This is a genomic window from Crocinitomicaceae bacterium (assembly GCA_016708105.1).
In the GTDB taxonomy this organism is placed as follows: Bacteria; Bacteroidota; Bacteroidia; order Flavobacteriales_D; family Crocinitomicaceae; genus JADJGJ01.
Genome location: JADJGJ010000001.1, coordinates 1,397,971 through 1,422,433 on the forward strand (window position 1 = coordinate 1,397,971; position 24,463 = coordinate 1,422,433).

Below are 24,463 nucleotides of genomic sequence, written 5' to 3' on the forward strand. Positions count from 1 at the left end.
TAACAAATAAGTTATTTGATTACCAATTTTCCTTCTGCAATAATTTGGTTGGTTTCTGAAATAACTACATAGTATACTCCTGCATTCATGTCTTCACGATTAAGAATGTAATACTGACCGGGAATAATGCATTCAATTTTCTTTACAAGCTTTCCGTCTGCGCCGTGAATTGTGATTGTTTTCATTTCACTCGGTGAGTCATTATTAAATTCCATTACTGAATATTCTCCCATTGGATTTGGATAGAAACGAATATTGTTATCATATTGAAATGTATAGGTGAATGCAGTGCATGATAAGAATGATTTTAGTAGATAATACGCCATTTTCTCTGTTAGTGTAGTATCATCAATGAGACCTGATACAACATGCGCGGCATTTGCAGTGCCTTCAACTAATTTGAAATAATACGCTTCTGAAATATTTAGACTGTCTAGTTTATGAATATACAAATACAATCTGTCTGTTTGATATGCCTCAGAGTAAGGTTCAATATTCACATTGGGTCCTCCAAATTCAGATACTATTACCGGTTTGGTAATGGTGTCAGTAAAATTCAAATAGTATTCATCCCATTGCTCAACGTCGTCGTATAAATGGATATCCAGCATATCATAATAGGCGTATGTTAATATTGAATCTATGCGATTTTTTGCTGCTACAATTTCTGGTGAGCTACAATTGGCGGTGAGATATACGTCATCATACAAGTTTCCATCGTCATCATAAAATGAAGATACATATCCATTGCAACCAGCCAAAAATCTTAACGCAATGGTACTAAAACCTCCAAGTACAACTTCAGTTTGTGGTGAATAAATTTGGACAGAGTTATACACTATATTATTCGCTTCAATGAAATCATTCGCGTTGCCAGCGTACCAATAATCAGACTGCCATTCATTTCCAAATTGAATTTTATCAATTTGATTTGGATATCGCTTGAGTAAGCTGTCAACATAAATCTGAAAAAAACTGTTGTCATTAAATACACATGATTGCCCGTTTTGCACAGCAGAACATGCCCAAGCTGGGCCGTTGGATTGGATTGTCAGAAGTATTTCATATCCATTTTCGTTTGCCCAATTAATTCTATCATCTAGCGGTTGCCAGTTGAATATTCCTTGTGTTGGTTCTCTCAATTCCCAACTTTCATCAAATCGTATTTTGGTAATGTTCAAAAAGTCAAGATGCGCTTTTGTGAAGTTTCGCTGAGTATCATCTGAAACTGGAGGAAATGAAATTCCAATACTCAGGTTGGTTAGGCAAGTGTCTTGCGCATTACCTGTTTGGTTTATGTTTAAGACTAAAAACAGTAAATATATTACTTGAAGATATCTCATAGATCAAATTTTTAGGTTGAAATCACTCGGGCAGGAACTTCGTCTGAATCATTTTATCAACTTAATCAAATGTATGAAATATATTGAATATGAGTGAGTCACCACAAATTGGCTGCTTGGTTTAACATCATGTATTGCTCATCCAAAACATTAAAATTGCGATGTCAAAGTATCCTATTTGTTGATGTAAACCAACTTGGTAAAGCGGATAAGAGATATCGCACCTTGACTGATTCAGTGGTAAAAACTAAAAAAATTATTGGTTATTAGTTTGTTATTTAGTGCGTTTTGATTGGTGATGTTGCTGTTGATCCAACATTTTATCCTATTTTTACGTAGTACTTTCATAACCGGATATGTATGAATCTGAAAAATTGGATTTTCTTTTTTGGGATGACTACTCTTGTTCTTTCATGTAATAAAGAAGAACCGGATGATACAACCAATCTCCCTGATGGAGCTACTCCCTATACTGAAACTGATATTCAGTTTGTGCCGTATTCTTCATCTTCATTAGTTTTTAAAAAATTACCATTGCTTGATTCTACTTTAGTTTTAAATTTTGTTGAGAGAAAAAGAACAGAGGAATATTTTGCCTGGGATCAGACATTTTTTACATACAGCACAGATGCTGAACTCACAGCAGAATTCAGATTGCGATATCTGCAGACTGATAATTCTCAAAAAACCTTAGCTATGTATTTGCCTTACCGTGATGCAGCTAATCAGATACAATCCAATATTTTTTGAGATACCCATTTCACCCATTGGAGTAGAAAATGGATTTTTTCAAAATTTAGTTGAATATCATGACACCATTTTATTGAATGCAATTGAGTGGTATAACGTGTATGAGGTTACACCGCTCATCAGTACTGATGCAGATGAAGATGGTCCTGAAAATTATAACAAAGTATATTACAACACAACGTATGGTTTGATTCAGATGAATCAGAAAAACGGTACTGAGTGGATTTTGCAACAGTAATTTTTGTGCGCAACAACTTGCATGAGTTCTTCCAATAAGCTCACTTTTCTAGGTACCGGCACCTCACAAGGCATTCCTGTAATAGCTTGCCCGTGTTATGTTTGCAAATCAGAAAATCAAAAAGACAAACGCACGCGCACCTCAGTGATGTTAACCATTCAGAGACATAATTTAGTGATTGATTCAGGCCCTGATTTTAGACAACAAATGTTGAGAGAGGATGTGACATCCTTATCAGGTATTCTTTTCACACATGAACATAAAGATCACATTGCCGGTTTAGATGATATACGAGCATATAATTACGTGAGTAAAGAGGCCATGAAAATCTGGTGCACCAATCAGGTTTTTATTGCTTTGCAGAGGGAGTATCATTATGTTTTTGATGGAACAGATTATCCCGGCATTCCGCAAGTTGATGTTGAATTTATTGATCAGGCTCCTTTTCATTTTTACGGGGTGGATATTTTGCCTGTTGATGTTTTACACTATCAATTGCCAGTGAAAGCTTTTCGTATTGGAAAACTTTCCTATATCACAGATGCAAATTATATGAGTGATGAAGCATTTAAAAAATTTGCCGGTACTGAAATACTAATCATCAATGCGCTGAGAAAAGAAAAACATATTTCTCATTTCACCTTAGAAGAAGCGCTTGAAGTAATAAAAAAAATAAATCCAAAGCAGGCATATCTCACGCATCTGAGTCATCAAATGGGTTTGCATGATGAGGTGAGTAAAGAATTACCAAGCAACGTGCATATTGCTTATGACGGTTTGCAGATTGAGTTTTAGGATTTGCTTTAAGAAAAACAAAAAAAAAAACCGAACGTTGAAGTGTCCGGTTTTTTTTAGTTTCTGTGTTAATTATTTTTTCTGGTTGCCCAGTGTTTCTCCGGGACTCATTACGAGAGAACTTTTCTCAACGCGTAATTTGGTGCCTTCAGAACTAATCAGTACAGAAGTATCTCCCATTTCAAGAATTTTTCCGTGGATACCGCCTGCGGTGATAATTTGGTCACCAACTGCCAATGATTCACGGAATTTACGGGTTTCTTTGTTCCGTTTCATTTGCGGGCGAATCATGAAAAAATAAAATACGGCAACAATCAAACCAATCATAATAAAGCTTTGGTAAGGATTTTGGCCTTGTGTTTCAGCTGCTGCAGGTGCGGCGTCTTGTAATAAAATGAATGTCTTGCTCATGTGTTTATATATTTACTTATTTATTTACTATTCCGGTAATAACCAAAGTTGATTTGGTTGGTTCGGTGTTTGCTTCAACGGTTACTGTTTTGCGTACATTACCAACGCGTTCAGTTGAATTGAATACTACTTTTATTTCTCCGGTTTCTCCCGGTTCAATTGGATATTGTGGCCAGTCTTCAGGTACCGTGCATCCGCATGAACCTACTACGTTAATTAATATGAGAGGCTGTTCCCCTGTGTTTTTAAATTTGAATATATGCTCAACTTGCTCACCTTCTTTAACTGTGCCAAAATTGTAATTCATTTCATCAAATGAAATTTCAGTTGGGTTATCAATGAAAGCAGCGTATTCAATTTTTCTTTCTTCTGCATTCGCATTTTCACTTGATACGCATGATGTGAATGAAGCCATAACAACAAGTGATGCGGCATACAGAATGTGAATTTTTTTATTTTTTATTTTCATCATCTGCAAATTTTTAAGTTGTACTTTTTCAAATAAAATTTGTGTTCTACAGCAGGATATTAGTTGATTAATCCCCGTCCGGTTTTTTTCAATTTTCCTTCTTTATCCAAAAGTTCTACTGCTTTGTCTAGTATTCCGTTAATGAATATCTGGCTTTTAGGAGTGCTATAAAATTTTGAAATTTCAATATACTCATTCAAGGTCACTTTTTTAGGGATTGAAGACATGGCAGTGAATTCAGTCAAGGCCATTTTTATTAGAATGATATCCATGCGTGCAATGCGTTCAAGTTCCCAGTTATCTGTTAACTCATCAATGAGTTTATCATTTTTTTCATTGTCGCGAATGGTGTTGCGAAAAAGAATTTCAGTGAATTCTCTCTCATCCTCTTCATCTTTATATAGCGTGAGAATGGGTTGATCAGGTTGATCTTGTTCAGGAATGAGCTTGATAGTTTTCAAAACCATGGAACAAATCAAATCTATATCATCAAGCCAATAAATGCTTTTGTTTTCAAAATAGTCATGTAACAACTCAAAGTTGGCAATTTCAGTTTTGAAAATATCTAAGGCAAACTGGCGGTCTTCATCAAATCCGGTGATGCCGTTTTCCATGTGCTTTTTGTAGACATCTGATTCAACGAGATGCAGAAAAAGTTTTTTCATCAAATCGTTTTCAACTGCGCCAACCCAATTTATTTTATGGAATTCAGAATTTCTTTTTAAATCTTTATTGAGTCTGAGGTGTTGAAATATTTTGTTGTCAACAAATTTTCTGTTGGGGTTCAAATCATCTTGTGACGGACGCACTTTGTTTTTTCTTTCATCAATACGGCGTTCAGCAAACGTAACCACTTCATCAAACACCAGCAGGTAGTAGAGATACATCTCATACATTTTTTCAATAGAGCGCACCAGCTCTTTTTCAGACTTGTATGAATCACGGTCGTCTGATTGAAAGTAAGCGTACAAAATCTGAAGAACTTTTATTCTGAGATGTCGTCTGTTCAGCATCTTTTACATGGGGAGTTTAATATTGCCAATGGCGCTGATACGCTCTTCTGCCATTGTGTTAGCAATTTTATAGGTTGGTATATTACTGTCTTTAGAGCGTTGAATAATGCTGATAGTGCGGTTGTAAATCTCTTCTGCTTTGCCCATTGCCCATTCTGGCGTAAAGCCTTTCACTTCAGCATAGCAATTAATAACACCGCCTGCGTTAATCATAAAATCAGGTACGTAAAGAATTCCTTTTTCACGCACTACTTGACCATGTACCGCTTCATTTTTCAATTGGTTGTTAGCTGCACCTGCAATGATAGAGCATTTTAATTTTGCCAAGGTATCGTCATTTACGGTAGCACCTAATGCGCATGGAGCATAGATATCCATGTCAATACCATAAATTTCATCAGTTCCAACAATAGTTGCTTTATACGTTGAGGCAACACGTTTCAGTGTTTCTTCATGAATATCTGTAATGAATACCTGAGCCCCTTCTTTGCTGAGATGATTAACAAGATATTCGCCCACGTGACCAACACCTTGTACTGCAATTTTTTTACCGCTAAGTGAATCAGAACCAAACTGCATTTTGGCAGCGGCTTTCATTCCCATGTATACACCATAAGCTGTAACAGGAGAAGGGTCACCGCTTTTGCCCGGTAAACCAACCACGTGATCAGTTTCCATTTTTACCCAGCTCATGTCTGCGGTGCTGATTCCAACATCTTCAGCAGTAATATATTTTCCACCCAGGCTATTTACAAATTTCCCGAAACGACGCATCAAGGCTTCGTTTTTGTTTTTGCGAGCATCTCCAATAATTACGGCTTTGCCACCTCCTAAGTTCAATCCTGAGATAGAATTTTTATAAGTCATTCCTCTTGACAAACGCAAAACATCATGCAGTGCTTCTAACTCATTGTTATATGCCCACATTCTGGTTCCGCCCAAAGCAGGCCCTAATACCGTATTGTGAACAGCAATGATGGCTTTCAAACCGGTTGCATTGTCATTACAGAATAATAATTGTTCATGATTGTACTGAGACATTCTTTCAACCACCGGATTTTCACCAAGTGATGTCTCACGGATATCTTTTACTTCAAACATACAAGCGTTGTATTTTTTTCGGCTTAATCAATCTTATACTAACTTTGCACTCCCTGAACATTTCAGAAAAGGCGCAACAAAAGTACTAATTTTAAATGTCTGCATTATTTTATTTAAATAAATATTTACTGCGTTACAAGTGGCGCCTGCTTTTAGGAAGTATTTTTATTGTCGTAAAAAATATCTTTTTAATTCAAATGCCACTGGTGGTTGAAGATACCATCAACAAAGTGAAAGAAGCTACTGATACAGGCGGAAATAAAGAGATGTCTGAAGTGCTTGAAATTGGTCTGCTGGCGGCGGGTTTATTTATTTTACTTGCGCTTTTGTCTGGTCTTTTTTCTTTTATGACAAGACAAACCATTATCATTATGTCAAGGCTGGTGGAGTATGATTTGAAAAATGAAATCTACCATCACTACCAGCAACTTAGTTTCACTTTCTACAAAAAAAATGCTACCGGAGATCTCATGAATCGCATCAGTGAAGATGTTTCGCATGTGCGCATGTATCTGGGCCCGGGTATCATGTATACCATTGATCTCTTGTTTTTATTTACACTCACCTTATATCAGATGGTGAATGCAAATGCTGAGTTAACCTTGTACGTTTTATTGCCTTTACCGCTCATGTCTTTATTAATATATCTGGTAAGCAGTACGCTCAATAAAAAAAGTACAAAAGTGCAGGCAAGTCAGTCAAGGCTATCTACTCAGGTGCAAGAATCATTCTCAGGAATCAGAATCATCAAATCATTTGCATCAGATAAAAATGCGCGCTTGAAATTTGATCATGAGGCAGAACAGTATAAGAAAGAGTCAATGAAACTTTCTACTACGAACGCTTTTTTTATGCCAACCATCATTTTGCTCATTGGCGTAGCAACTATTCTTACCGTGTATGTAGGCGGTTTACAAACTCAACAAGGATTTATTGAAGCAGGTGAAATTGCAGAATTTGTTATTTATGTAAATATGCTCACGTGGCCATTTGCTTCTGTTGGATGGGTTACCTCAATTATTCAACGTGCAGCTGCTTCACAAGCGCGGATCAATGAATTTTTGAAAGAGCAACCTGAAATTGTTTCCACCTCTGAAAAAAATGTGCTGTTTGAAAAAGAAATTTCTTTTAATCAGGTTTCATTGAAATATGCCAATACCGGAATTACAGCAGTTGATCAATTGAATTTTACCTTGCCAAAAGGAAAGACATTTGGAATTTTAGGTAAAACAGGATCAGGTAAATCTTCTGTTGCCTATTTAATGATGCGTCTCATTGACCCAACAGGTGGCAAAATTGAAGTAGAAGGACAAGATTTAAAAAAATTAAACCTCACTGATTGGAGAAATAAAATAGGCTATGTGCCTCAAGAACATTTTTTGTTTTCAGACAGCATTCGCAATAATATTTTGTTTGGAGTGAGTGAACAAGCCGAGACTGATTCAGATCAATTGGAAGAGCGAATGATTCATGCTGCCCGTGCTGCAGGCATTCATGATACGGTACTCACTTTTCCTGATGGTTACAATACTTTATTGGGTGAACGTGGAATCAATTTATCAGGAGGACAAAAGCAACGGGTATCAATTGCACGTGCTTTGATGAAAAATCCTGAAATACTTGTGTTGGATGATTGTCTATCTGCCGTAGATAATGAAACTGAAGAGCAAATTCTCAAAGCTATCAGGGCAGATATCATAAACAAAACCGCCATCATTATTTCTCACCGTATTTCATCTATCAAATATGCAGACACGATATTGGTGATGGAAAATGGAAAAATAGCAGAGCAGGGCAGTCATGAAGAACTATTGGCTATGAACGGTATTTATACTGAGATTTATAAAAAACAACAAGTTCAAGAGAATCAACAAAAAGATAAAGAGTAGAGATTGCGATGAGACAGAAGTGGGAAAGGACCGAAGAGCGATATTTTGGAATTGGAGTTTACCAGCCCACAACGGCGCATAACATTGGTACACTTTGGAGATCAGCACTCATACTTGGCGCAAAATTTATTTTTATTGTTGACGGAAAATACAGCGGACAATCATCTGACACCTTAAAAACCTGGTCAAAAATACCGTTCTACCGGTATGATGATTTTGATCATTTATATAGTTCGTTACCCTACTCAGCACAATTGGTTGGCGTAGAGATGGCTGAAAATTCAAGCGCACTTACTACCTTTGTGCATCCGCACCGGGCTGTATATTTGCTAGGTGCTGAGAATAATGGCATACCGGCGCATATCACATCACGTTGTCATCACCTTATTCAATTACCCGGTGAAATATCACTCAACGTGGCTGTTTGTGGTAGTATCGTGATGTATGACCGATTGGCAAAAACTGAATTGAAATGAGTACATCTCAACTAAAAGACATACCATTGAAAACACCTGCTGAGCTGGCTGAAGCTGAGGATAAACTGAATCGTAAAATAAAAAAAACGGTTTGGAATGCCATCAATGAATACAACATGATTGAAGATGGGGATAAAATCATGGTGTGCCTTTCAGGCGGCAAAGACAGTTATACCATGCTTGATATACTCATGCAAATTCAAAAGGCATCTGTTTTTAATTTCGAGATTGTTGCCGTTAATCTTGATCAAAAACAACCTGGTTTTCCTGAGCATGTTTTGCCTGAATACCTTAGTCGTGTTGGTGTACCTTTTCACATAGTTGAACGTGATACGTACAGCATTGTAAAAGAAAAAACACCTGAAGGAAAAACGACCTGCAGTATGTGTTCTCGCCTTAGACGCGGAACCCTGTATGAAACTGCTGAAAAACTTGGCTGCAATAAATTAGCCCTTGGTCATCATCGTGAAGATGTGCTGGCGACATTTTTTCTGAATTTATTTTTTGCCGGAAAAATTGAAACCATGCCTGCAAAATATATCACCAATGATAATCGTTTTGTTGTGCTAAGACCCTTGGCACTGGTGAAAGAAGCTGATATTATTGAGTTGGCAGGATACCGTAAATACCCCATCATTCCTTGTAATCTCTGCGGATCACAACCAAATCTGCAACGTGTGGTGGTAAAAAATATGCTTGAAAAATGGAATGAAACCTATCCCGGTCGCAGTGAAATAATGTTTTCTGCACTGAGTAACATTTCTCCCACCCACATGTTTGATACTGATTTATACAATTTCAAAGAATTGAAGTCAATGCTTCAGGGAGACATGAAATCAGGGCAAGAATTTGATATGCCATAAACACGTCTTTGTCTCTTTAAATCAATCATCTGTATTTATTCTTACCTGATTTGCCTAAATCATTAGCCCAAGAGGAGGTTTTCCAATTATTCAATCTAACTTTGAGTCGGTTAATTGCAAAAACTTCTCACAATCATGATTCAATATTGCGTTTACCCGGCTGTTTTATTTCAAGGTAAAGATGATTACCAATACAAATGAAAACCGGCATGAAGATATTTTCTGAAAAAAAGCAAACGCAACTCATTTTGACTCGTATAAAGCCATGATGCAGATTATTCTTAAAAAGGTTCCATTCTGGGTTAGCTTTCTCGCACTCTCATGTGTGATATATGATTTAGGCTTTAATCAGACGGAGCAAATGACCTTTGTATTGCGCGTTGTTTACGGGGTGAACTTTGGTTTGGCTATTTTTGGTTTGGCTATTCTTTATTTTCCCAAAGAAACTCGTCCTCCCTTCAAAGCATGGGTGTTTGATGGGATCTATCTTTTTTTCGTGATTTTTGGATTACGCTTAGCTTTTGGGTATCAAATTCCTTTTTTTCAACACCCTAATACGTGGACTTACCTCACGGCAATTTTTGTTTTTGTGCGCGAATTTTCTGCTTTGAAAATTAATTTCAGCAGACAAGTATTAAATCCTGCTCAACTTTTTGTAGCCAGCTTTGCTCTTATCATTATTGCAGGCATGCTCATGCTTATGTTGCCTAATGCAACGTATACCGGTATTCAACCCATTGATGCATTATTTACCAGCACCAGTGCAGTATGTGTAACCGGACTTGCAGTAGTTGATACCGGAACATACTTTACTACGTTTGGGCAAATAGTAATTATTTGTTTAATTCAAATTGGTGGTATTGGCATCATGACTTTTACCAGTTATTTCAGCTATTTTTTCAGAGGCGGCGCATCGTATGAAAATCAATTGATGTTGCGTGAAATGACAAACTCTGAGAAAATTGCCGAAGTATTTGGTACTTTGAAAAAAATTATTTTGCTAACCCTGATAATTGAACTTATTGGTGCTGCATTTATTTATTCATCGCTTGATCCCTTGATGTTTCCAAATTTTCTGGATCGTGCTTATTTCTCAGGTTTTCACGCGGTATCAGCTTTTTGTAATGCCGGATTCTCAACCTTATCCTACGGATTTTATGATGTTGGTTTCAGATTTAATTATCTGATTCAACTCTACGTTGCCTTTTTGATTATCATGGGGGGTATTGGATTTCCAATTCTTTTCAACTTCTTATCTTATTTTAATCACTTGGTCATTAATACTATTAAATCGTTGGGTAAACACAGCCATTATATTTACAAACCTTGGATCATTAATATCAATACACGCATTGTGGTTGTTACAACCGGTGTTTTGTTAGTTTTTGGAACAGGGATGTTTTATTGGCTTGAATACTATAATACCTTGTCTGAGCACAGCGAATTTGGAAAAATAGTGGTTGCCTTTTTTAATTCGGTTACCCCACGTACCGCAGGTTTCAATAATGTTGACATGACAGCCTTGCTGGTGCCAACCTCACTGGTTGTTATTTTTTTAATGTGGGTTGGTGCATCTCCGGGTGGTACCGGTGGTGGTGTGAAGACAAGTACATTGGCTGTTGCTACGCTAAATTTTTTCAGCTTAGCCAGAGGTAAAGACAGAGTTGAAATATACAAACGTGAAATATCTAATGGAACTCTAAAACGTGCTTCTGCAACCATAGCACTTTCATTGGTGGTAATTGGCATGGCAGTTTTTTTTATTATGTTTTTAGAACCGGGAAGAGAAATTAGAGCGGTTGCATTTGAATGCTTTTCTGCTTATACCACAACGGGTCTCAGTTTGGGAATTACGGCTGATTTAAGTTCTGGCAGCAAATCAATTCTTATTGCCTGTATGTTTGTGGGTAGGGTGAGCATGCTTTCTTTGATGATTGCGTTTTTACGACAAGTGAAAAATTTAAAATACAGGTATCCTTCAGAAGAAATTTCAATTAACTAAAGAGGTATTAACGAGTTTAACCGCAGTAAGTCACTAACTGCAAATTGATTTAAAAAAAGAGAATATGAAATACATTATCATCGGTCTTGGAAACTTCGGTTCATCACTGGCAGAGCGTCTGACCAAAAAGGGGCACGAGGTGATTGGTGTAGACAACAAAATGGACAAAGTTGAATTGCTGAAAGAGCGCATCACCCATACCATTTGTCTTGATTGTACTGACGGACAAGCGGTGTCCCATTTGCCACTCGGAGACACGGATATAGTTTTTGTTGCCATTGGTGAAAATGAAGGGGCTAATATCATGGCTACCGCATTGATGAAACAACTCAAGGTGAAAAGGCTTATCAGTCGTGCAATTAATAATCTTCATCAAACTGTACTTGAAGCCATGGGTGTTGATGAGATTGTTCACCCTGAAGAAGAAACTGCTGAACGCTGGGCAAAAAAATTAAACATGCGCGGCGTAGTGGATTCATTTGAGCTGACTACTAATTACAATATCATTGAAGCTACTTCGCCCAAAGCTTTTGTTGGTAAAACAATTCAAGAGATATCTTTCAGAAAAAATTATAATATCGTATTGCTTACTATCATTAAAATGGTTGAGCAGAAAAGTATTTTTGGTATCAGCAAAAAAGAACAACAAGTGCAAGGTGTTGTTAGTACAAGAACGGTAGTGGAAGATGGAGACATCTTAGTAATGTACGGAAATATCAAAGATATTCAAACCGTACTCAAAGAGGAATAATGCATGAAGGCACAGTTTTTGTGTTAGGTAATAAAACAAATTGTATGAAATCAGGTCTACTTATTTTGGTTGTTTTATTTTCAGCTTTTTCATTTGCTCAAGATAAAGTTATTCTTCGCGATGATTTCAATAATAATTCTAATCACTGGCAAGAGTTTTCAGATGGTAAGGCTGACATCAAAGTTGATACCAAACGGCGCATGTATCAAATAGATCATAAGCTGAAACATACCGGTGATGCTTGTACTGCGTGGACAGAGGTTAACCTGGATGAAAAGCGGAATTTCAGAATCACAGCTCAGTTATATAAAGAAAAAGGCGTAAAAAATTATGGTTATGGATTGTTGTGGGGCGGCACTCAGGATAATTATTATTCGTTTTTAATTTCACCGGCCGGATTTTATTGCGTTGGAAAAGTTGTCAACGGAAAATGGAATGACATTACACCTGATTGGCAAGAAACGGAAACTGTTTCATGTGGTAACCATGCGTATAACAAATTAACAGTGTCAAAAATTGGTGACACCTATCATTTTGAAATCAATGATCTCAAAGTAGCCACAATGAAAATTGGCGCTTTTTTTGGGAATAAACTTGGATTCAATGTGAACGATAAACAAAAGATTATGGTGGATTGGATTGTAGTAGAATACATTTGATCATCTTTCTTTTTTATAAAAATATTCATCATGAAGAAGCCTGTTTACGGGCTTTTTTATTTTTTTCTGGAAAATTTTCAATTCTCGGACAACCCTTTGTTTTTTACATTGTAATTAGAGCAGAAAACGTTAAAAAAATATGTTATGAAAAATCTGCTTTTAAATTCAATGCTCGCATTCAGTATTCTGATGGTATCATGTAAAAAAGATGAAGTACCAGAGCCAGATCCTCAACCAACCAGTAATTTGAGTTCGTTGTTTAATGATAATTTTAGTGATGCAAAACAATCGTTCACAATCAATGCCGGAGTATATAATGAGATAACCGGTGTTAACGGGGTGAAAATTGGTGTGCCTGCAAACTCATTTGTCACCGCTTCAGGAAGTCCGGTAACAGGTAGCATCACCATTTCATTAGTTGAAATTTTAGATCAATCTAATATGATTCTAATGGATATGCCTACCACATCAGGCACTAATGTGCTGGTATCAGGCGGACAGTTAAATGTGAATGCATCACAAAGCGGCAGTACAATTTATTTAGCTGACAATGCTTCTATTTCAGTAATGGTACCAACAGATGCATATGATTCAAATATGCAATTGTTTGATGGCGTTGTAGATTCAAATGGAGATGTTGACTGGATTTTGAGTACAGATGATTCATCAGGTATGGCTGATTCAGTAATTTTTGTTCCGGACTCATCAGGTGGAATTTATGGCGCCTTTTATTATTTTGAATGGAGTGATTCAAGTTTGGGTTGGATCAACTGTGATTACTTCTACAACAATCCCGATGGAACAACCAGTATAACTATTGACCTTGCAGCAGATTATAATCAAACTAACACCGCAGTATATTTACACTTCTCATCTATTAATTCAATAAGCGGAGTTTATTATAATGGCGCAGATTTTATTGCATTAGGTTCACCAATCAATGAAGCAGTAACCATTGTATGTATCTCTGAAATCAGCGGACAATATTACTCAGCTTTTGTGCCGGTTACCATCACAAGTGGTTTGGTTGTGCCGGTAACCATGAACGCAACTACGCTCGCTGACATTGAAACAGCAATCAATAATTTGTAGAAAATAATTCGGGTTAATACACTGAGGTCGGGTACGTGAATGCGTATCCGACCTTTTGTTTTTTTTGTACCTGTGGTTGAAGTATAATACGAATTAATAGTATCTTTCAAAAAATTTTTAGAAGACATGGAAGAATATACATTAGAACGAATTCAGGGTTTTCAAGGGAAATATCCAAAACAAATATGGTATCTGTTCTTAACAGAAATGTGGGAACGATTCTCTTTTTACGGTATGCGAGGTATGCTGGTGGTCTTCATGGTGACACAAATGATGACACCCGAAGCCGAAGCAAACTTGAAGTATGGCGCCATTCAGGCCTTTGTTTATGCGTTCACATTTATTGGTGGTGTATTTGCTGATAAAATTTTAGGCTTTAAGAAATCTCTTTTCTGGGGAGGACTCTTAATGATTGTTGGTTCTTTCATTCTTGCTTTTTCTCCAAAAGATTTATTTTTTGTAGGTATCAGTTTCACCATTATTGGTACCGGGTTTTTTAAACCAAATATTTCAACCATGGTTGGTGCGCTTTATAAAGAAGGTGATGTGAGACGTGATGCAGGGTTTGGTCTATTTTACATGGGTATTAACTTAGGTGCCTTGCTTGGTGGAATTTTGTGCGTTTATATTGGTAAATATCATTCATGGAATATCGCTTTTTCTTTAGCCGGTATAGTGATGGCAATAGGTCTGATTACTTTTGTATTTACTAAAAAATCAATGGGCCCTATCGGAGACTCTCCCTTACTTGCACTTCCTGAATCTACTCGTAAAGTAAGAGAAATCATCGTGTATATAGGCTCTTTGCTTTGCATTCCGGCTATTATTATCATGGTTAAGAACACTGCATATACAGATATATTCATGTATACCATTGGACCACTGACGTTGATTTATCTGTTTTATGAAATGAGAAAATTCACTATTGTTGAGAATAAGAGACTTATAGCTGCTTTGGTGTTTATCTTTTTCTCTATTGTTTTCTGGGCATTTTTTGAGCAGAGTGGTGGATCATTAAGTTTGTTTGCCCTGTATAATTTGAATGATACCTTGCTTGGTATTAATGGCGTTGATCCAAACGTGGTAAACAATTCTGTCAACTCCATTTTTGTTATTGCATTTGCCGCCCCGGTTGGTTTGTTATGGATTGCCATGGCAAATAAAAAAATGGAACCTAATACCTTGATTAAGTTCGGACTTGGATTTATTTTTCTCGCAATTTCGTTTTACATTTTCTATGCGAATAAAAATTTTGCTGATGCCAATGGAAAATCTTCATTAGATATTTTTACGCTGGCTTATCTCGTAATTACTATTGGTGAATTGTGTTTGTCTCCAATTGGTTTGTCAATCATGACCAAACTTGCGCCGCGTCCGCTGTGGGGTATGATGATGGGGATGTGGTTTTTAGGTAGCGCGTATGGTCAGTATGTTGCCGGCTTATTAGGTGCAGGCATGGCTTCGCCAGATGAGAATGCAACCGCAATGGACAAGCTTACAGGCTATACTGATGGTTACCTGCAATTAGCAATTTATGCATTGATTGCCGGGGTAGCTTTAATTGTTATTTCACCTTTGATTAAAAAATTGATGGGTGGCGTAAAATAAATAACGTCAGAAAAAAAATAAAAAAGAGGGAAGATTTTGTCTTCCCTCTTTTTTACAATAATATCAAACACAATTTCAACGCTGATTATTTTATTGCGCAAGTCCTTCAGGCTGCGCCGGCGCATGTTTAATTTTTTCTAGAAAATCTTCCAGTGCATTCCAGTATTCTTCTCCTCCTTCTTGGGTTGGCCACAATACTCTTGCGCCATGCATTCCTTCTCCTTCAGGTGAAAATACAACTTGTGTTTCACTTCGCGGACGACCTAGAACCAGTTCGCGTACAAAAGGCATTTCTTCTCTGGCAGCGGTGAAGAAAAATGGTTTTTCAAAGTCAACCAATTGTTTGGTTAGGTCTCCGCGTACATCCATAAAATAATTACCGGGTGAGAATGCAATCACTGCGCTTACTTTTTCATTTTCTAAAGCTTGATAAACACAAAGAGTAGATGAGTAAGATGAACCAAGAATGATAACCGGTTTCTGATATTTAGCATAAGCCCATTCAATAGCAGCAACAATATCTTTTTCTGCATCTAAAAAATCAGTTGGTTTGTTTTGTTCAAGTGCGCGTAGCCAAGTTTCGTTTTTGTTTTCAGCTATCGGTCCTCCACAACGTTGATCTATAGCCAGGCAATTAAAACCTAATTCATTAAACCGCTCAGCAACTCCGGCATATTCATACTTGCAAAAGCCTCGCTGGTGACAAAGTATCATCAATGGAAATTCAGGATCAACTTCATATAAGTTACCACTAATCAGTAGGCTGTCTGATGCTTCAAATTCAACTGGTACAAAAACGGCTTTGGTTATTGTGGTGCTGTCCGTTTGTTCAGGTTTGTCTTGTTGTATTTGGTTTTGGCTACATGCAGTAATCAGGGCTATACTTGATATGCTGACAAAGATTTTTTGAATTGGTTTCATAGCGTTCAATTTCTGCAAAGTTAAGCGCTTGTCGTTTTGGTCTGATTTTTTTATGATTTCGTGTCGGATATTTTTAGTCAACAAATAGTGCCTCTTAATCGGTTATTACGGGTGAAGTTTGAAAATTGTGAATAACCGTGTTGATATTTCTGGTCGAATTTTACGTAATTCGCTTGCCAGAATGAGAGATTTTTAGTAATATTATGCATACATAACAATTAAACCTGCTGGCTATGAAAACTACTCTTACCATCTTACTTACAGCTGCAACCGGTCTTTTAATACAAGCTCAAACTGCAAGCATTTACGATATTCAATTCAGCCATCTTTCTTCTGGAGACTCACACTTAACAGGCAATATTGTCACCACACGAGGAATAGTAACAGGGGTTTTCACCTCCGGAGCAGAAGGTACATTTTTCATTCAAGACGGCACTGGTCCATGGCGCGGTATCTACATTCTTGACAACACCTTTGATGTTACCGTTGGTGATAGTGTAGAAGTAACCGGAAAGTTGAAAGAATATTACAGCAATACTTCAATAGATAGTTTAACCACCATGAATATTATTAGCAGTGGTAATCCATTGCCTTCACCGGTGGTTGTGAGCACTGACAGCGCTTCAATGGAGTGTTATGAAAGTGTGCTGGTGCGTGTTGATCATGCTACTTGCACTAATCCTGATCAAGGGTTTGGTCAGTTTTTAGTTAATGACGGTTCAGGTAATTGCGTAATTGATGATGGTATTTATTTGTATACTCCAAGTGCAAATTATATTTATACCATCACGGGCGTTCGTTATTTCTTGTTTGGAGAATCAAAAATTTGTCCGAGATCATCTTTTGATTTCATTACTGAAGGTGCATTAGAAATTGATGAAGAAGAAGTTACCATTGAAATATTTCCAAATCCTGCAAGTGAAATGCTCAATGTTCAAATAGCTGAAGATGCCAGTTTTAAATTGATCAACTTGGCTGGTGAAGTAATTTTGAACGGTAAAGGGAATACACAATTGAATGTAGCTGATTATGCTCCGGGTATCTATTTCATTACCATTCAAAATCAGGGTGTGATCACTACCGAAAAAATTGTGATCAGATAAATTTATCTCTGCACTTTATTCTTCAACCTCTTCATTCAACTCAGCTCTGATGCGTTGACTCAATTGTCTGTTATAGGTTTCTTTTAACCAGTCAAGATATGCATCTGTAGTTTTGGTGATGCAACGGGTATAATGTTTAAGTCTGCGTTCAACATCCTCTTGTAAATCTTGCTGTAGCATCAAGGCATCGTACATGTCTCCTGAATTTTCAGCTATTACTTCAAAGTGATTTTCCATTGAAACATCTACCGCATCTTTTCCTTTTTTTCCTTGGGCAATTAAGTCAAGATAAACATCTCGCATGGAAAATAATTCAAGTTTTGTGGGGTCTTTGAGCTTGTCTTTCAGGTTGCGTGGCAATTCATATTCTGCTTCAAACATCACATCATCCTCTTCACTGAGTTTTGATTCCAGAAAACGATCAGGGAAATTGAAGGCATCATACCAGTCAATATAATCTTGCCAATAACCAAAACGTCTTACATTATTCCCTAAATCTATAACGGTGAAATTATTTTTATTGACAAGTTTGCGTGAACCGCGTCCAATCATTTGATGGTAAAGAGTCAGTGATCGAGTAGCGCGGTTAAGAATGATGGTTTCAACAGTAGGCTCATCAAAACCGGTTGTCAAAATTCCAACAGATGTTAGCACTGACCCGGGTGTGTGCTTAAACCACTCCAAAATATCTTTCCGATCAGTTTCACTGAAAGTAGAATCCAGATGACGAATGGGGTATTTATGTTTTTTAAACAACTCGTAAACTGAACGTGATGATTCAATTCCGCTATTAAAAATCAGTGTTTTTGTACCCACAGAAATTTCTTCATACGCAAAAAGAAGTTTCTCTTGCATAAAATAATTGCTGTATAATTTATCAGATGAGCTAACGGTGAAATCGCCATTTACACCAATTTTTAAACCGTGAAGATTTACATCATAGGTATAGGTGTCAGCGTTAGAAAGATATCCACCTTCAATAAGTGATTTGATGCTTTCACCCACAATCAGTTTGTCATAATTATCTTTTAGTGGTAGTGCCCGGTTTGAACTTAATGGTGTAGCCGTAACCCCTAGAATATTTACATCTTTAAAATACTGAAAAATTTTTCTGAAAGAGTTGTTGTGCGCTTCGTCAACAATCACCAAACCAATTTGTTTTACAAAATCTTTCTTCTCTTGCAAACGGTTATTCAAGGTTTCAACCATAGCGGTGAATGATTGATATTCATTCTGATCTTCCAATAATTTAACTACGCTGTTCACAACTTTGTTAGCAATGCCCAATGCGTTAAGTTGTTTGGACGTTTGCACGCACAGCTCAATACGGTGAGTAAGGATGAGAACTTTCTTTCCGGTTTTTTCAAGATATTTTTTCGCTATGTTAGAGAAAATAACTGTTTTTCCGCCACCGGTTGGTAACTGAAAAAGTAAATTGAAATTCTGACCGTTGGTGGTAATTTCATCAATTATTTGATTGACTACTTTTTCCTGAAATGGATAGAGTTCTTTTCTACTAAAAAGACTTTCGTCAATCATGGATGGTACCGCTAAATTTTTGCAAAAATACCACCTTTAAATTGATTTACATCATAAACTTGCCTAAACTTTTTAAATTCTGCAAAATGATTTGATTATTGTGATCATCCAACTCAGTATCTGCTGCGTTAAATACGGCGAAAATTTACGGTGACTAAAGTCTCATAAAGAAATCCAATTGAGCAATAAAATTTAATCATGCCTGAAATAGGATAAGAAGTATTCAATCAGATTATCTTTACAGCAGAATTTAAAAAATCAAGAAAAATGTCAGAAGCAATTGAACACGTTCGTTGTCTGATCATAGGATCAGGCCCTGCAGGATATACAGCAGCCATTTACACCGCGCGCGCAAGCATGAATCCGGTATTATATCAGGGATTACAACCCGGTGGTCAACTTACCACAACCAACGAAGTGGAAAATTTTCCCGGATATCCTGATGGTGTTACCGGACCTGAAATGATGATTCAATTAGAGCAACAGGCTCGCCGTTTTAATACAGATATTAGAAGTGGTTGGGTAACAAAAGTTGATTTTACCGGACCCGTTCACAAAGTATGGGTAGATAATACTAAAGAAATTCATGCGGACACCGTAATAATTGCTACCGGCGCTTCAGCTAAATACCTGGGCTTACCATCAGAACAACATTATTTGAAAAATGGTGGTGGGGTTTCAGCCTGTGCTGTTTGTGACGGATTTTTCTATCGTGGACAAGATGTTGTAATTGTTGGTGCCGGAGATTCAGCTTGTGAAGAAGCTACCTACCTTGCAAATATTTGTACCAAAGTAACCATGTTGGTACGCACTGATAAATTCCGCGCCTCGGTGATTATGGAAAATCGTGTGAGATCTAACAGCAAAATTGATTTGCTCATGAACTCAGAAATAGATGAGGTACTTGGTGATGGCAATGTTGTAACCGGAGTGCGTATCAAAAACAATAAATCAGGTGACAAACATGAAGTGGCTGCAACAGGCGTGTTTATTGCAATTGGACACAAACCTAACACCGATGTATTTAAAGATTTTATTTCTTTAGATGAAACAGGTTATATCAAAAATGTTCCGGGTTCATCTCGCACGAATGTTGAAGGCGTTTTTGTATGTGGTGATGCCGCTGACAGAACCTACCGTCAAGCAATTACAGCCGCCGGTACAGGTTGTATGGCAGCGCTGGATGCTGAAAGATATCTTGCCGCTAAAGGAATTCATTAATTACGTAGAATTACGGATTATATTTCTATACTTTTCGTCTAATTTCGCTTCATGAATTTTCTAGGACATTGTTTGCTTTGTAAGAATCATCTTGAATTAATCACCGGAAATTTCGGAGGTGATTTTTATAAGGGCAATTTGGATAATTTTGTTGATGTGCCAAAACACATCATGGACGGTGTCAGGTTGCATAGATTCATTGATGACACTACCGACAATTCAAAGCACATTAGAGAAATTGCACACTTTCTACAAAACAATGAAGTGCAGCGCGTCTCTTATATAGGAATTGATTTATTGCTTGATCACTATATCGCAGCTAATTGGATACAGTATCATGACACGCCTTACCTGCAATTTATTAATCAGATATATGAACGGGTTGAGGCAGATTTTGATCAATTAGATATTGAATTCAGATATTTTTACGCTGTCATGAAAGATTATAGCTGGTTTTTAGATTATCCAATTGAGGCAGGCATGAAAAGAGTTATGGTACAATATTCAAAGAGAATAGGTTTCGAGAATAATCTGCCTCATTCCTTAGACTTATATTACCAGCACCAAAAACACTTTGATACTTGTTTCAAATCGTTTATGGAAGAGATTACCGTGAAAACAGAAAATTTTATTCTTTCCATGAAAGGGATAAATCCGTAACTTACCTCAGTGAGGTTATTTCTTTTCATATTCATATCCTGTTTTTTAATCACGTGTTCTGATCAGAAAAAAGCTGAACCAATTCCGCATTGTCAGCGTGACTGGAAAGAGATAGAGGAGGACAGTGTTTTAACCATACTTGCTGAAAACAGCCCGGCTTCCTATTTTGTTTATCGCGGACGAAACATGGGGTACGAGTATGAATTACTCTATGAATTTGCCAAAGACAGAAATATTCGTTTACAAGTAAAAATGGTGCATGACCTTGATACCATGATTCATTTGCTGAATCAATGTGAGGGTGATATCATTGCTGCAAATCTTGCCATCAGGCCGCATCGCAATGAATTGGTAAGCTTCAGTGTTCCGCATTTGATCACTAGAATGGTATTGATTCAACGCAAACCGCAGAATTATAAAAACATGAAAGACGATGAAATTCAAGATTCGTTGATCACGGATATTGAACAACTCAAGGGAAAAACAATTCATGTCTGGAAAAATTCATCGTACTACAGACAAGTACATATGTTAAATCAAGCTTATCAACTACAATTGAATATAGTTGGTACGGATGGAGATTTGATCACCGAAGAATTAATTCGCCAGGTGAGCACCGGTGAAATTGATTACACCATTGCAGATGAAAATATTGCACAAATAGATTTACATTTTTATCCAAACCTTGATATCAGTTTACCGCTTAGCTATGAAGAAGAGATTGCGTTTGTTCTCAGAAAATCATCACACAATTTATTGGATACCCTCAATGCTTGGTTAGTGGCAGATGAAAACCGCTCAACCAGAGGTGAAATAAACCGAAAATATTACGAGCGAAAAAATTTATCGGCAAAAGCCAATCAAGAATTTTCATCGCTCAATGACGGGCAATTATCTCCCTATGATGAAATTTTAAAACGTGAATGTGCAATTTATGGCTGGGATTGGCGCTTGCTGGCAGCCATCATGTATCAAGAATCAAAATTTGAGACCTGGAAAGAGAGTTGGGCAGGTGCTTTTGGTTTGTTCGGCTTTATGCCCGGAACTGCGGAACAATATGGTATCAGCAAATCATCTCCGCCTGAAGCGCAAATCAAAGCCGCCTTGCAAAAATTAGATAAAAATTATCATGAATGGGCCACTGAAATTGCTGACAGTTTGGAATGTTTGAATTTCACCCTGGCAACTTTCAATTCAGGTCGGGCGCATATTGATGATGCAAGGGCATTGTGTGAAAAATACGGGAAAGATAAAAATGTATGGACAGGTCATGTCAACGAGATGATGCTGAATTTATCAAAGCCACATTATTATCGTGATGAAGTGGTTAAAAACGGCTACTGTCGGGGAGTTGAGACGTATGAATACATCATTGAGGTACGGCAGCGATATGAAGAGTATAAGGCGGCATTCCCTGATGCAGCAAGCCTTCCATTGGCCAGGTAGGATAAAAAAAACTAGTTCAGGCTTGTTCATTCAAATTCTATCACTACCTTTGCCGTCCCTGAACCGGAAATAGGTTTCGGCTTGCAAGGGAAAAAATAAATTATTAACCGGAGTTTCGGACTCCAATTTATAATCACAAATGGCAACAAAAATCAGATTACAAAGACACGGAAAAAAAGCATCTGCATTCTATCACATTGTTATTGCAGATTCTCGCTCACCACGCGACGGTAAGTTTATTGAAAAAATTGGTACTTACAATCCAAACACAAATCCTGCAACAATTGATTTGCAGTTTGAACGTGCTCTTCATTGGTTAACAACCGGTGCTGAAATGACAAACACCATGCGTGCTATCCTTTCTTACAAAGGGGTATTGTATCGCAATCACCTGAACAAAGGCGTTACTAAAGGAGCGTTGACTCAAGAAGCTGCTGACAAAAAATTTGAAGCATGGGTGAACGATAAAACTTCTAAAATCACCGGCAAATCAGAAAATCTTGCGGCTGCAAAAAAATCAGCGTATGAAAAAATGATTGCTGACGAACAAGAAAAAAATGCTGCTAAAGCTGCTAAAATTGCTGCAAAAGTAGTTCCTGTAACTGAAGCACCAGCTGCTGAAGAGGCACCAGCTACTGAAGCACCTGCAGCTGAAACTCCTGCTGCTGAAGAAAACAGCGCTGAAGCATAGAAATCAGGCATGTTTGAAAAAGAAAGCTGCTATCGCCTTGGGCATATTGCCAAACTTCATGGTTTCAAAGGTGAGCTGAGCATTTTTCTAGATACAGACAATCCACACGAATACGATACATTGGAATCAGTTTTTGTTGAATACAACCAAAAGCTGATTCCTTTTTTTTTGGAGAAAATTGAAATTCGCCGTGATGGTACTGCCGTCATCCGTTTTGAAGATTATTCAACCGAAGATAAAGTGAAAAAATTTATTGGCTGTAGTCTCTACATGCCGCTTGAAGTGATGCCATCTGTTGATGTAAAACGCTTGCATGCTGACGAAGTAGTTGGCTTTGAAGTGGTGGATTCACAACATGGAAATATTGGATTTATTAAATCTGTTTTGCTCGTGTCCGGCAATCCTATTCTCGAAATTGATTTTAACGGACAAGAAATTCTCATACCGAATCAACCTGATTTTATACATAAAGTTGATCGCAAAGAAAAAATTCTTTTTCTCGATACACCGCCCGGATTGGTTGATTTGTATTTAGGAGAAGAAGAATGAAAACCAAACCTCCCTTTAGATTTAAGCAATTTACGGTTGAACAACATGTCAATCAACACAAAGTTGGTACCGACTCGGTATTGCTAGGGGCATGGGTTAGCGGAGTTTTTCATTGTGTGCTTGATATTGGAACCGGCACCGGGATTCTTGCACTCATGATGGCGCAAAAAAATCAACAGGCTGAAATCATAGCCATTGAACCTGATGCAGATCAATGTCATGAAGCGCGAATTAATTTTTCTAACTCACCTTTTCAAAATCGCTTAACCGCAATTGAACTATCCTTGCAGACATTTCAATCAGAAAAAAAATTTGATTTGATTATTTGCAATCCTCCTTATTTTGAAAATTCAACGCCTAATGCGAACGAGAAAAAAACAAAAGTGCGACACACTACGGAATTATCCGTAGAAACCTTATACCGCTGTGCTGCATCGCACTTGAGTGAAGTGGGATGTATGTATGTGATTATTCCTTCTGACACGGAAAAAAATCATCTTCAACAAGCTGCCCTTCAACATCTCTTTCCAAAAAAAATTATGCGCACTAAAAAAGATGATGGAACTATTGTCAGAACTTTGATTCAATTTTCGCACACTGATGACTCTTGCTTGTTTTCTGAAATGATTGTTAAGCATAGCAACAACAAATATTCGGCGCCGTATATTGCACTTACGCGTGATTTTTATTGGAAGGATTTGGAGAAGGAGAAATGAAAGCAGCGTTTTTCTGATTAGCTCAAATTGGATTTGTCACAGCGGAAGAGGTGCCAATAACAAAACTTAAAATTTGAATCACTGAGAGGAGAAGCACAATAAAACATTTTACCCTGCCCTTCAGAGTTCTGGGAAATTTTATCCAAAATGGAATAAA

25 protein-coding genes are annotated in these 24,463 nt (G+C 37.3%); 18 read left to right on the top strand and 7 right to left on the bottom strand.

Features of this window, described 5'->3' with window-relative positions; all coding sequences use genetic code 11:
• Positions 1-11: 11 nt before the first annotated feature.
• Positions 12-1,343 (bottom strand): T9SS type A sorting domain-containing protein, encoded by a 1,332-nt coding sequence (locus IPH66_06010; protein MBK7128907.1) that lies wholly within the window; start codon positions 1,341-1,343, stop codon positions 12-14.
• Positions 1,344-1,703: 360 nt separating this feature from the next.
• Here IPH66_06010 and IPH66_06015 point away from each other — a divergent pair, with 360 nt between their 5' ends.
• From IPH66_06015 to IPH66_06025, 3 genes are read left to right on the top strand one after another with little or no spacing between them, the layout of a single operon-like run.
• Complete coding sequence (locus IPH66_06015) at positions 1,704-2,093, top strand: hypothetical protein (protein ID MBK7128908.1); 390 nt, start codon at positions 1,704-1,706, stop codon at positions 2,091-2,093.
• Positions 2,056-2,331: a hypothetical protein gene (locus IPH66_06020; protein MBK7128909.1), complete on the top strand. Its 276-nt coding sequence runs from the start codon at positions 2,056-2,058 to the stop codon at positions 2,329-2,331. Before IPH66_06015 ends, IPH66_06020 begins: the two co-directional genes overlap by 38 nt.
• A gap of 21 nt (positions 2,332-2,352) precedes the next feature.
• Positions 2,353-3,126 (top strand): MBL fold metallo-hydrolase, encoded by a 774-nt coding sequence (locus IPH66_06025; protein MBK7128910.1) that lies wholly within the window; start codon positions 2,353-2,355, stop codon positions 3,124-3,126.
• A gap of 72 nt (positions 3,127-3,198) precedes the next feature.
• Here IPH66_06025 and yajC read toward each other — a convergent pair whose 3' ends face one another.
• From yajC to IPH66_06045, 4 genes are read right to left on the bottom strand one after another with little or no spacing between them, the layout of a single operon-like run.
• Positions 3,199-3,537, bottom strand: a complete 339-nt coding sequence (gene yajC / locus IPH66_06030; protein MBK7128911.1) for a preprotein translocase subunit YajC — start codon at positions 3,535-3,537, stop codon at positions 3,199-3,201.
• Between the two features lie 16 nt (positions 3,538-3,553).
• Positions 3,554-4,009: a DUF1573 domain-containing protein gene (locus IPH66_06035; GenBank protein ID MBK7128912.1), complete on the bottom strand. Its 456-nt coding sequence runs from the start codon at positions 4,007-4,009 to the stop codon at positions 3,554-3,556.
• A gap of 56 nt (positions 4,010-4,065) precedes the next feature.
• Positions 4,066-5,019, bottom strand: coding sequence for a transcription antitermination protein NusB (locus tag IPH66_06040; GenBank protein ID MBK7128913.1), 954 nt, complete (start codon positions 5,017-5,019; stop codon positions 4,066-4,068).
• A 3-nt stretch (positions 5,020-5,022) separates the two neighbouring features.
• Positions 5,023-6,120 (bottom strand): Glu/Leu/Phe/Val dehydrogenase, encoded by a 1,098-nt coding sequence (locus IPH66_06045; GenBank protein MBK7128914.1) that lies wholly within the window; start codon positions 6,118-6,120, stop codon positions 5,023-5,025.
• A 95-nt stretch (positions 6,121-6,215) separates the two neighbouring features.
• On the opposite strand from IPH66_06045, the gene IPH66_06050 reads away from it, so the two are divergent.
• The 8 genes from IPH66_06050 (at position 6,216) to IPH66_06085 (ending at position 15,460) form a co-directional block, all read left to right on the top strand.
• Positions 6,216-8,009 (top strand): ABC transporter ATP-binding protein, encoded by a 1,794-nt coding sequence (locus IPH66_06050; GenBank protein ID MBK7128915.1) that lies wholly within the window; start codon positions 6,216-6,218, stop codon positions 8,007-8,009.
• Between the two features lie 8 nt (positions 8,010-8,017).
• Positions 8,018-8,485 carry an RNA methyltransferase gene (locus IPH66_06055; protein MBK7128916.1) on the top strand — a complete coding sequence of 156 codons (468 nt, stop codon included), beginning with the start codon at positions 8,018-8,020 and terminating at the stop codon, positions 8,483-8,485.
• Positions 8,482-9,348 carry a tRNA 2-thiocytidine(32) synthetase TtcA gene (gene ttcA, locus IPH66_06060; GenBank protein MBK7128917.1) on the top strand — a complete coding sequence of 289 codons (867 nt, stop codon included), beginning with the start codon at positions 8,482-8,484 and terminating at the stop codon, positions 9,346-9,348. The genes IPH66_06055 and ttcA overlap by 4 nt, the downstream gene beginning before the upstream one ends.
• 268 nt (positions 9,349-9,616) lie before the next feature.
• On the top strand, positions 9,617-11,350 hold the full coding sequence (locus IPH66_06065) for an ATPase (GenBank protein ID MBK7128918.1): 1,734 nt from the start codon (positions 9,617-9,619) through the stop codon (positions 11,348-11,350).
• A 64-nt stretch (positions 11,351-11,414) separates the two neighbouring features.
• Complete coding sequence (locus tag IPH66_06070) at positions 11,415-12,101, top strand: TrkA family potassium uptake protein (protein MBK7128919.1); 687 nt, start codon at positions 11,415-11,417, stop codon at positions 12,099-12,101.
• 44 nt (positions 12,102-12,145) lie between these two features.
• Entirely contained in the window at positions 12,146-12,760 is a 615-nt protein-coding gene (locus tag IPH66_06075; GenBank protein ID MBK7128920.1) for a hypothetical protein, read from the top strand.
• 144 nt (positions 12,761-12,904) lie between these two features.
• Positions 12,905-13,852 (top strand): hypothetical protein, encoded by a 948-nt coding sequence (locus tag IPH66_06080; protein MBK7128921.1) that lies wholly within the window; start codon positions 12,905-12,907, stop codon positions 13,850-13,852.
• Between the two features lie 126 nt (positions 13,853-13,978).
• Positions 13,979-15,460: a peptide MFS transporter gene (locus tag IPH66_06085; GenBank protein MBK7128922.1), complete on the top strand. Its 1,482-nt coding sequence runs from the start codon at positions 13,979-13,981 to the stop codon at positions 15,458-15,460.
• A gap of 90 nt (positions 15,461-15,550) precedes the next feature.
• Here the strand turns inward: IPH66_06085 and IPH66_06090 are convergent, their stop codons facing one another.
• Entirely contained in the window at positions 15,551-16,381 is an 831-nt protein-coding gene (locus tag IPH66_06090; GenBank protein MBK7128923.1) for a hypothetical protein, read from the bottom strand.
• Between the two features lie 233 nt (positions 16,382-16,614).
• Between IPH66_06090 and IPH66_06095 the strand changes: the two genes are divergently transcribed.
• Positions 16,615-17,484, top strand: coding sequence for a T9SS type A sorting domain-containing protein (locus IPH66_06095; GenBank protein MBK7128924.1), 870 nt, complete (start codon positions 16,615-16,617; stop codon positions 17,482-17,484).
• A 15-nt stretch (positions 17,485-17,499) separates the two neighbouring features.
• Here IPH66_06095 and IPH66_06100 read toward each other — a convergent pair whose 3' ends face one another.
• Positions 17,500-19,023 (bottom strand): DEAD/DEAH box helicase family protein, encoded by a 1,524-nt coding sequence (locus IPH66_06100; protein MBK7128925.1) that lies wholly within the window; start codon positions 19,021-19,023, stop codon positions 17,500-17,502.
• A gap of 267 nt (positions 19,024-19,290) precedes the next feature.
• Between IPH66_06100 and trxB the strand changes: the two genes are divergently transcribed.
• The 6 genes from trxB to IPH66_06130 all read left to right on the top strand — a co-directional run bounded on the left by trxB (position 19,291) and on the right by IPH66_06130 (position 24,306).
• Positions 19,291-20,244 (top strand): thioredoxin-disulfide reductase, encoded by a 954-nt coding sequence (gene trxB / locus IPH66_06105; protein ID MBK7128926.1) that lies wholly within the window; start codon positions 19,291-19,293, stop codon positions 20,242-20,244.
• A 51-nt stretch (positions 20,245-20,295) separates the two neighbouring features.
• A complete protein-coding gene (locus tag IPH66_06110; GenBank protein ID MBK7128927.1) occupies positions 20,296-20,904 on the top strand; it encodes a DUF479 domain-containing protein in 609 nt (202 codons plus the stop codon).
• 9 nt (positions 20,905-20,913) lie between these two features.
• On the top strand, positions 20,914-22,350 hold the full coding sequence (locus IPH66_06115; protein MBK7128928.1) for a transporter substrate-binding domain-containing protein: 1,437 nt from the start codon (positions 20,914-20,916) through the stop codon (positions 22,348-22,350).
• Positions 22,351-22,489: 139 nt separating this feature from the next.
• The gene (locus IPH66_06120) at positions 22,490-23,041 is read left to right on the top strand and encodes a 30S ribosomal protein S16 (GenBank protein ID MBK7128929.1); all 552 of its coding nucleotides are present in this window, start codon (positions 22,490-22,492) and stop codon (positions 23,039-23,041) included.
• A 9-nt stretch (positions 23,042-23,050) separates the two neighbouring features.
• Positions 23,051-23,590 (top strand): 16S rRNA processing protein RimM, encoded by a 540-nt coding sequence (gene rimM / locus IPH66_06125; protein ID MBK7128930.1) that lies wholly within the window; start codon positions 23,051-23,053, stop codon positions 23,588-23,590.
• Positions 23,587-24,306 carry a methyltransferase gene (locus IPH66_06130; protein ID MBK7128931.1) on the top strand — a complete coding sequence of 240 codons (720 nt, stop codon included), beginning with the start codon at positions 23,587-23,589 and terminating at the stop codon, positions 24,304-24,306. The genes rimM and IPH66_06130 overlap by 4 nt, the downstream gene beginning before the upstream one ends.
• The last annotated feature ends 157 nt before the right edge of the window (positions 24,307-24,463 follow it).

Coding starts and splice junctions, on each gene's coding strand:
- IPH66_06010 (MBK7128907.1), bottom strand. CDS start 1,343: ATGAGATATCTTCAAGTAATATATTTACTGTTTTTAGTCTTAAACATA.
- IPH66_06015 (MBK7128908.1), top strand. CDS start 1,704: ATGAATCTGAAAAATTGGATTTTCTTTTTTGGGATGACTACTCTTGTT.
- IPH66_06025 (MBK7128910.1), top strand. CDS start 2,353: ATGAGTTCTTCCAATAAGCTCACTTTTCTAGGTACCGGCACCTCACAA.
- yajC (MBK7128911.1), bottom strand. CDS start 3,537: ATGAGCAAGACATTCATTTTATTACAAGACGCCGCACCTGCAGCAGCT.
- IPH66_06035 (MBK7128912.1), bottom strand. CDS start 4,009: ATGATGAAAATAAAAAATAAAAAAATTCACATTCTGTATGCCGCATCA.
- IPH66_06040 (MBK7128913.1), bottom strand. CDS start 5,019: ATGCTGAACAGACGACATCTCAGAATAAAAGTTCTTCAGATTTTGTAC.
- IPH66_06045 (MBK7128914.1), bottom strand. CDS start 6,120: ATGTTTGAAGTAAAAGATATCCGTGAGACATCACTTGGTGAAAATCCG.
- IPH66_06050 (MBK7128915.1), top strand. CDS start 6,216: ATGTCTGCATTATTTTATTTAAATAAATATTTACTGCGTTACAAGTGG.
- IPH66_06055 (MBK7128916.1), top strand. CDS start 8,018: ATGAGACAGAAGTGGGAAAGGACCGAAGAGCGATATTTTGGAATTGGA.
- ttcA (MBK7128917.1), top strand. CDS start 8,482: ATGAGTACATCTCAACTAAAAGACATACCATTGAAAACACCTGCTGAG.
- IPH66_06065 (MBK7128918.1), top strand. CDS start 9,617: ATGCAGATTATTCTTAAAAAGGTTCCATTCTGGGTTAGCTTTCTCGCA.
- IPH66_06070 (MBK7128919.1), top strand. CDS start 11,415: ATGAAATACATTATCATCGGTCTTGGAAACTTCGGTTCATCACTGGCA.
- IPH66_06075 (MBK7128920.1), top strand. CDS start 12,146: ATGAAATCAGGTCTACTTATTTTGGTTGTTTTATTTTCAGCTTTTTCA.
- IPH66_06080 (MBK7128921.1), top strand. CDS start 12,905: ATGAAAAATCTGCTTTTAAATTCAATGCTCGCATTCAGTATTCTGATG.
- IPH66_06085 (MBK7128922.1), top strand. CDS start 13,979: ATGGAAGAATATACATTAGAACGAATTCAGGGTTTTCAAGGGAAATAT.
- IPH66_06090 (MBK7128923.1), bottom strand. CDS start 16,381: ATGAAACCAATTCAAAAAATCTTTGTCAGCATATCAAGTATAGCCCTG.
- IPH66_06095 (MBK7128924.1), top strand. CDS start 16,615: ATGAAAACTACTCTTACCATCTTACTTACAGCTGCAACCGGTCTTTTA.
- IPH66_06100 (MBK7128925.1), bottom strand. CDS start 19,023: ATGATTGACGAAAGTCTTTTTAGTAGAAAAGAACTCTATCCATTTCAG.
- trxB (MBK7128926.1), top strand. CDS start 19,291: ATGTCAGAAGCAATTGAACACGTTCGTTGTCTGATCATAGGATCAGGC.
- IPH66_06110 (MBK7128927.1), top strand. CDS start 20,296: ATGAATTTTCTAGGACATTGTTTGCTTTGTAAGAATCATCTTGAATTA.
- IPH66_06120 (MBK7128929.1), top strand. CDS start 22,490: ATGGCAACAAAAATCAGATTACAAAGACACGGAAAAAAAGCATCTGCA.
- rimM (MBK7128930.1), top strand. CDS start 23,051: ATGTTTGAAAAAGAAAGCTGCTATCGCCTTGGGCATATTGCCAAACTT.
- IPH66_06130 (MBK7128931.1), top strand. CDS start 23,587: ATGAAAACCAAACCTCCCTTTAGATTTAAGCAATTTACGGTTGAACAA.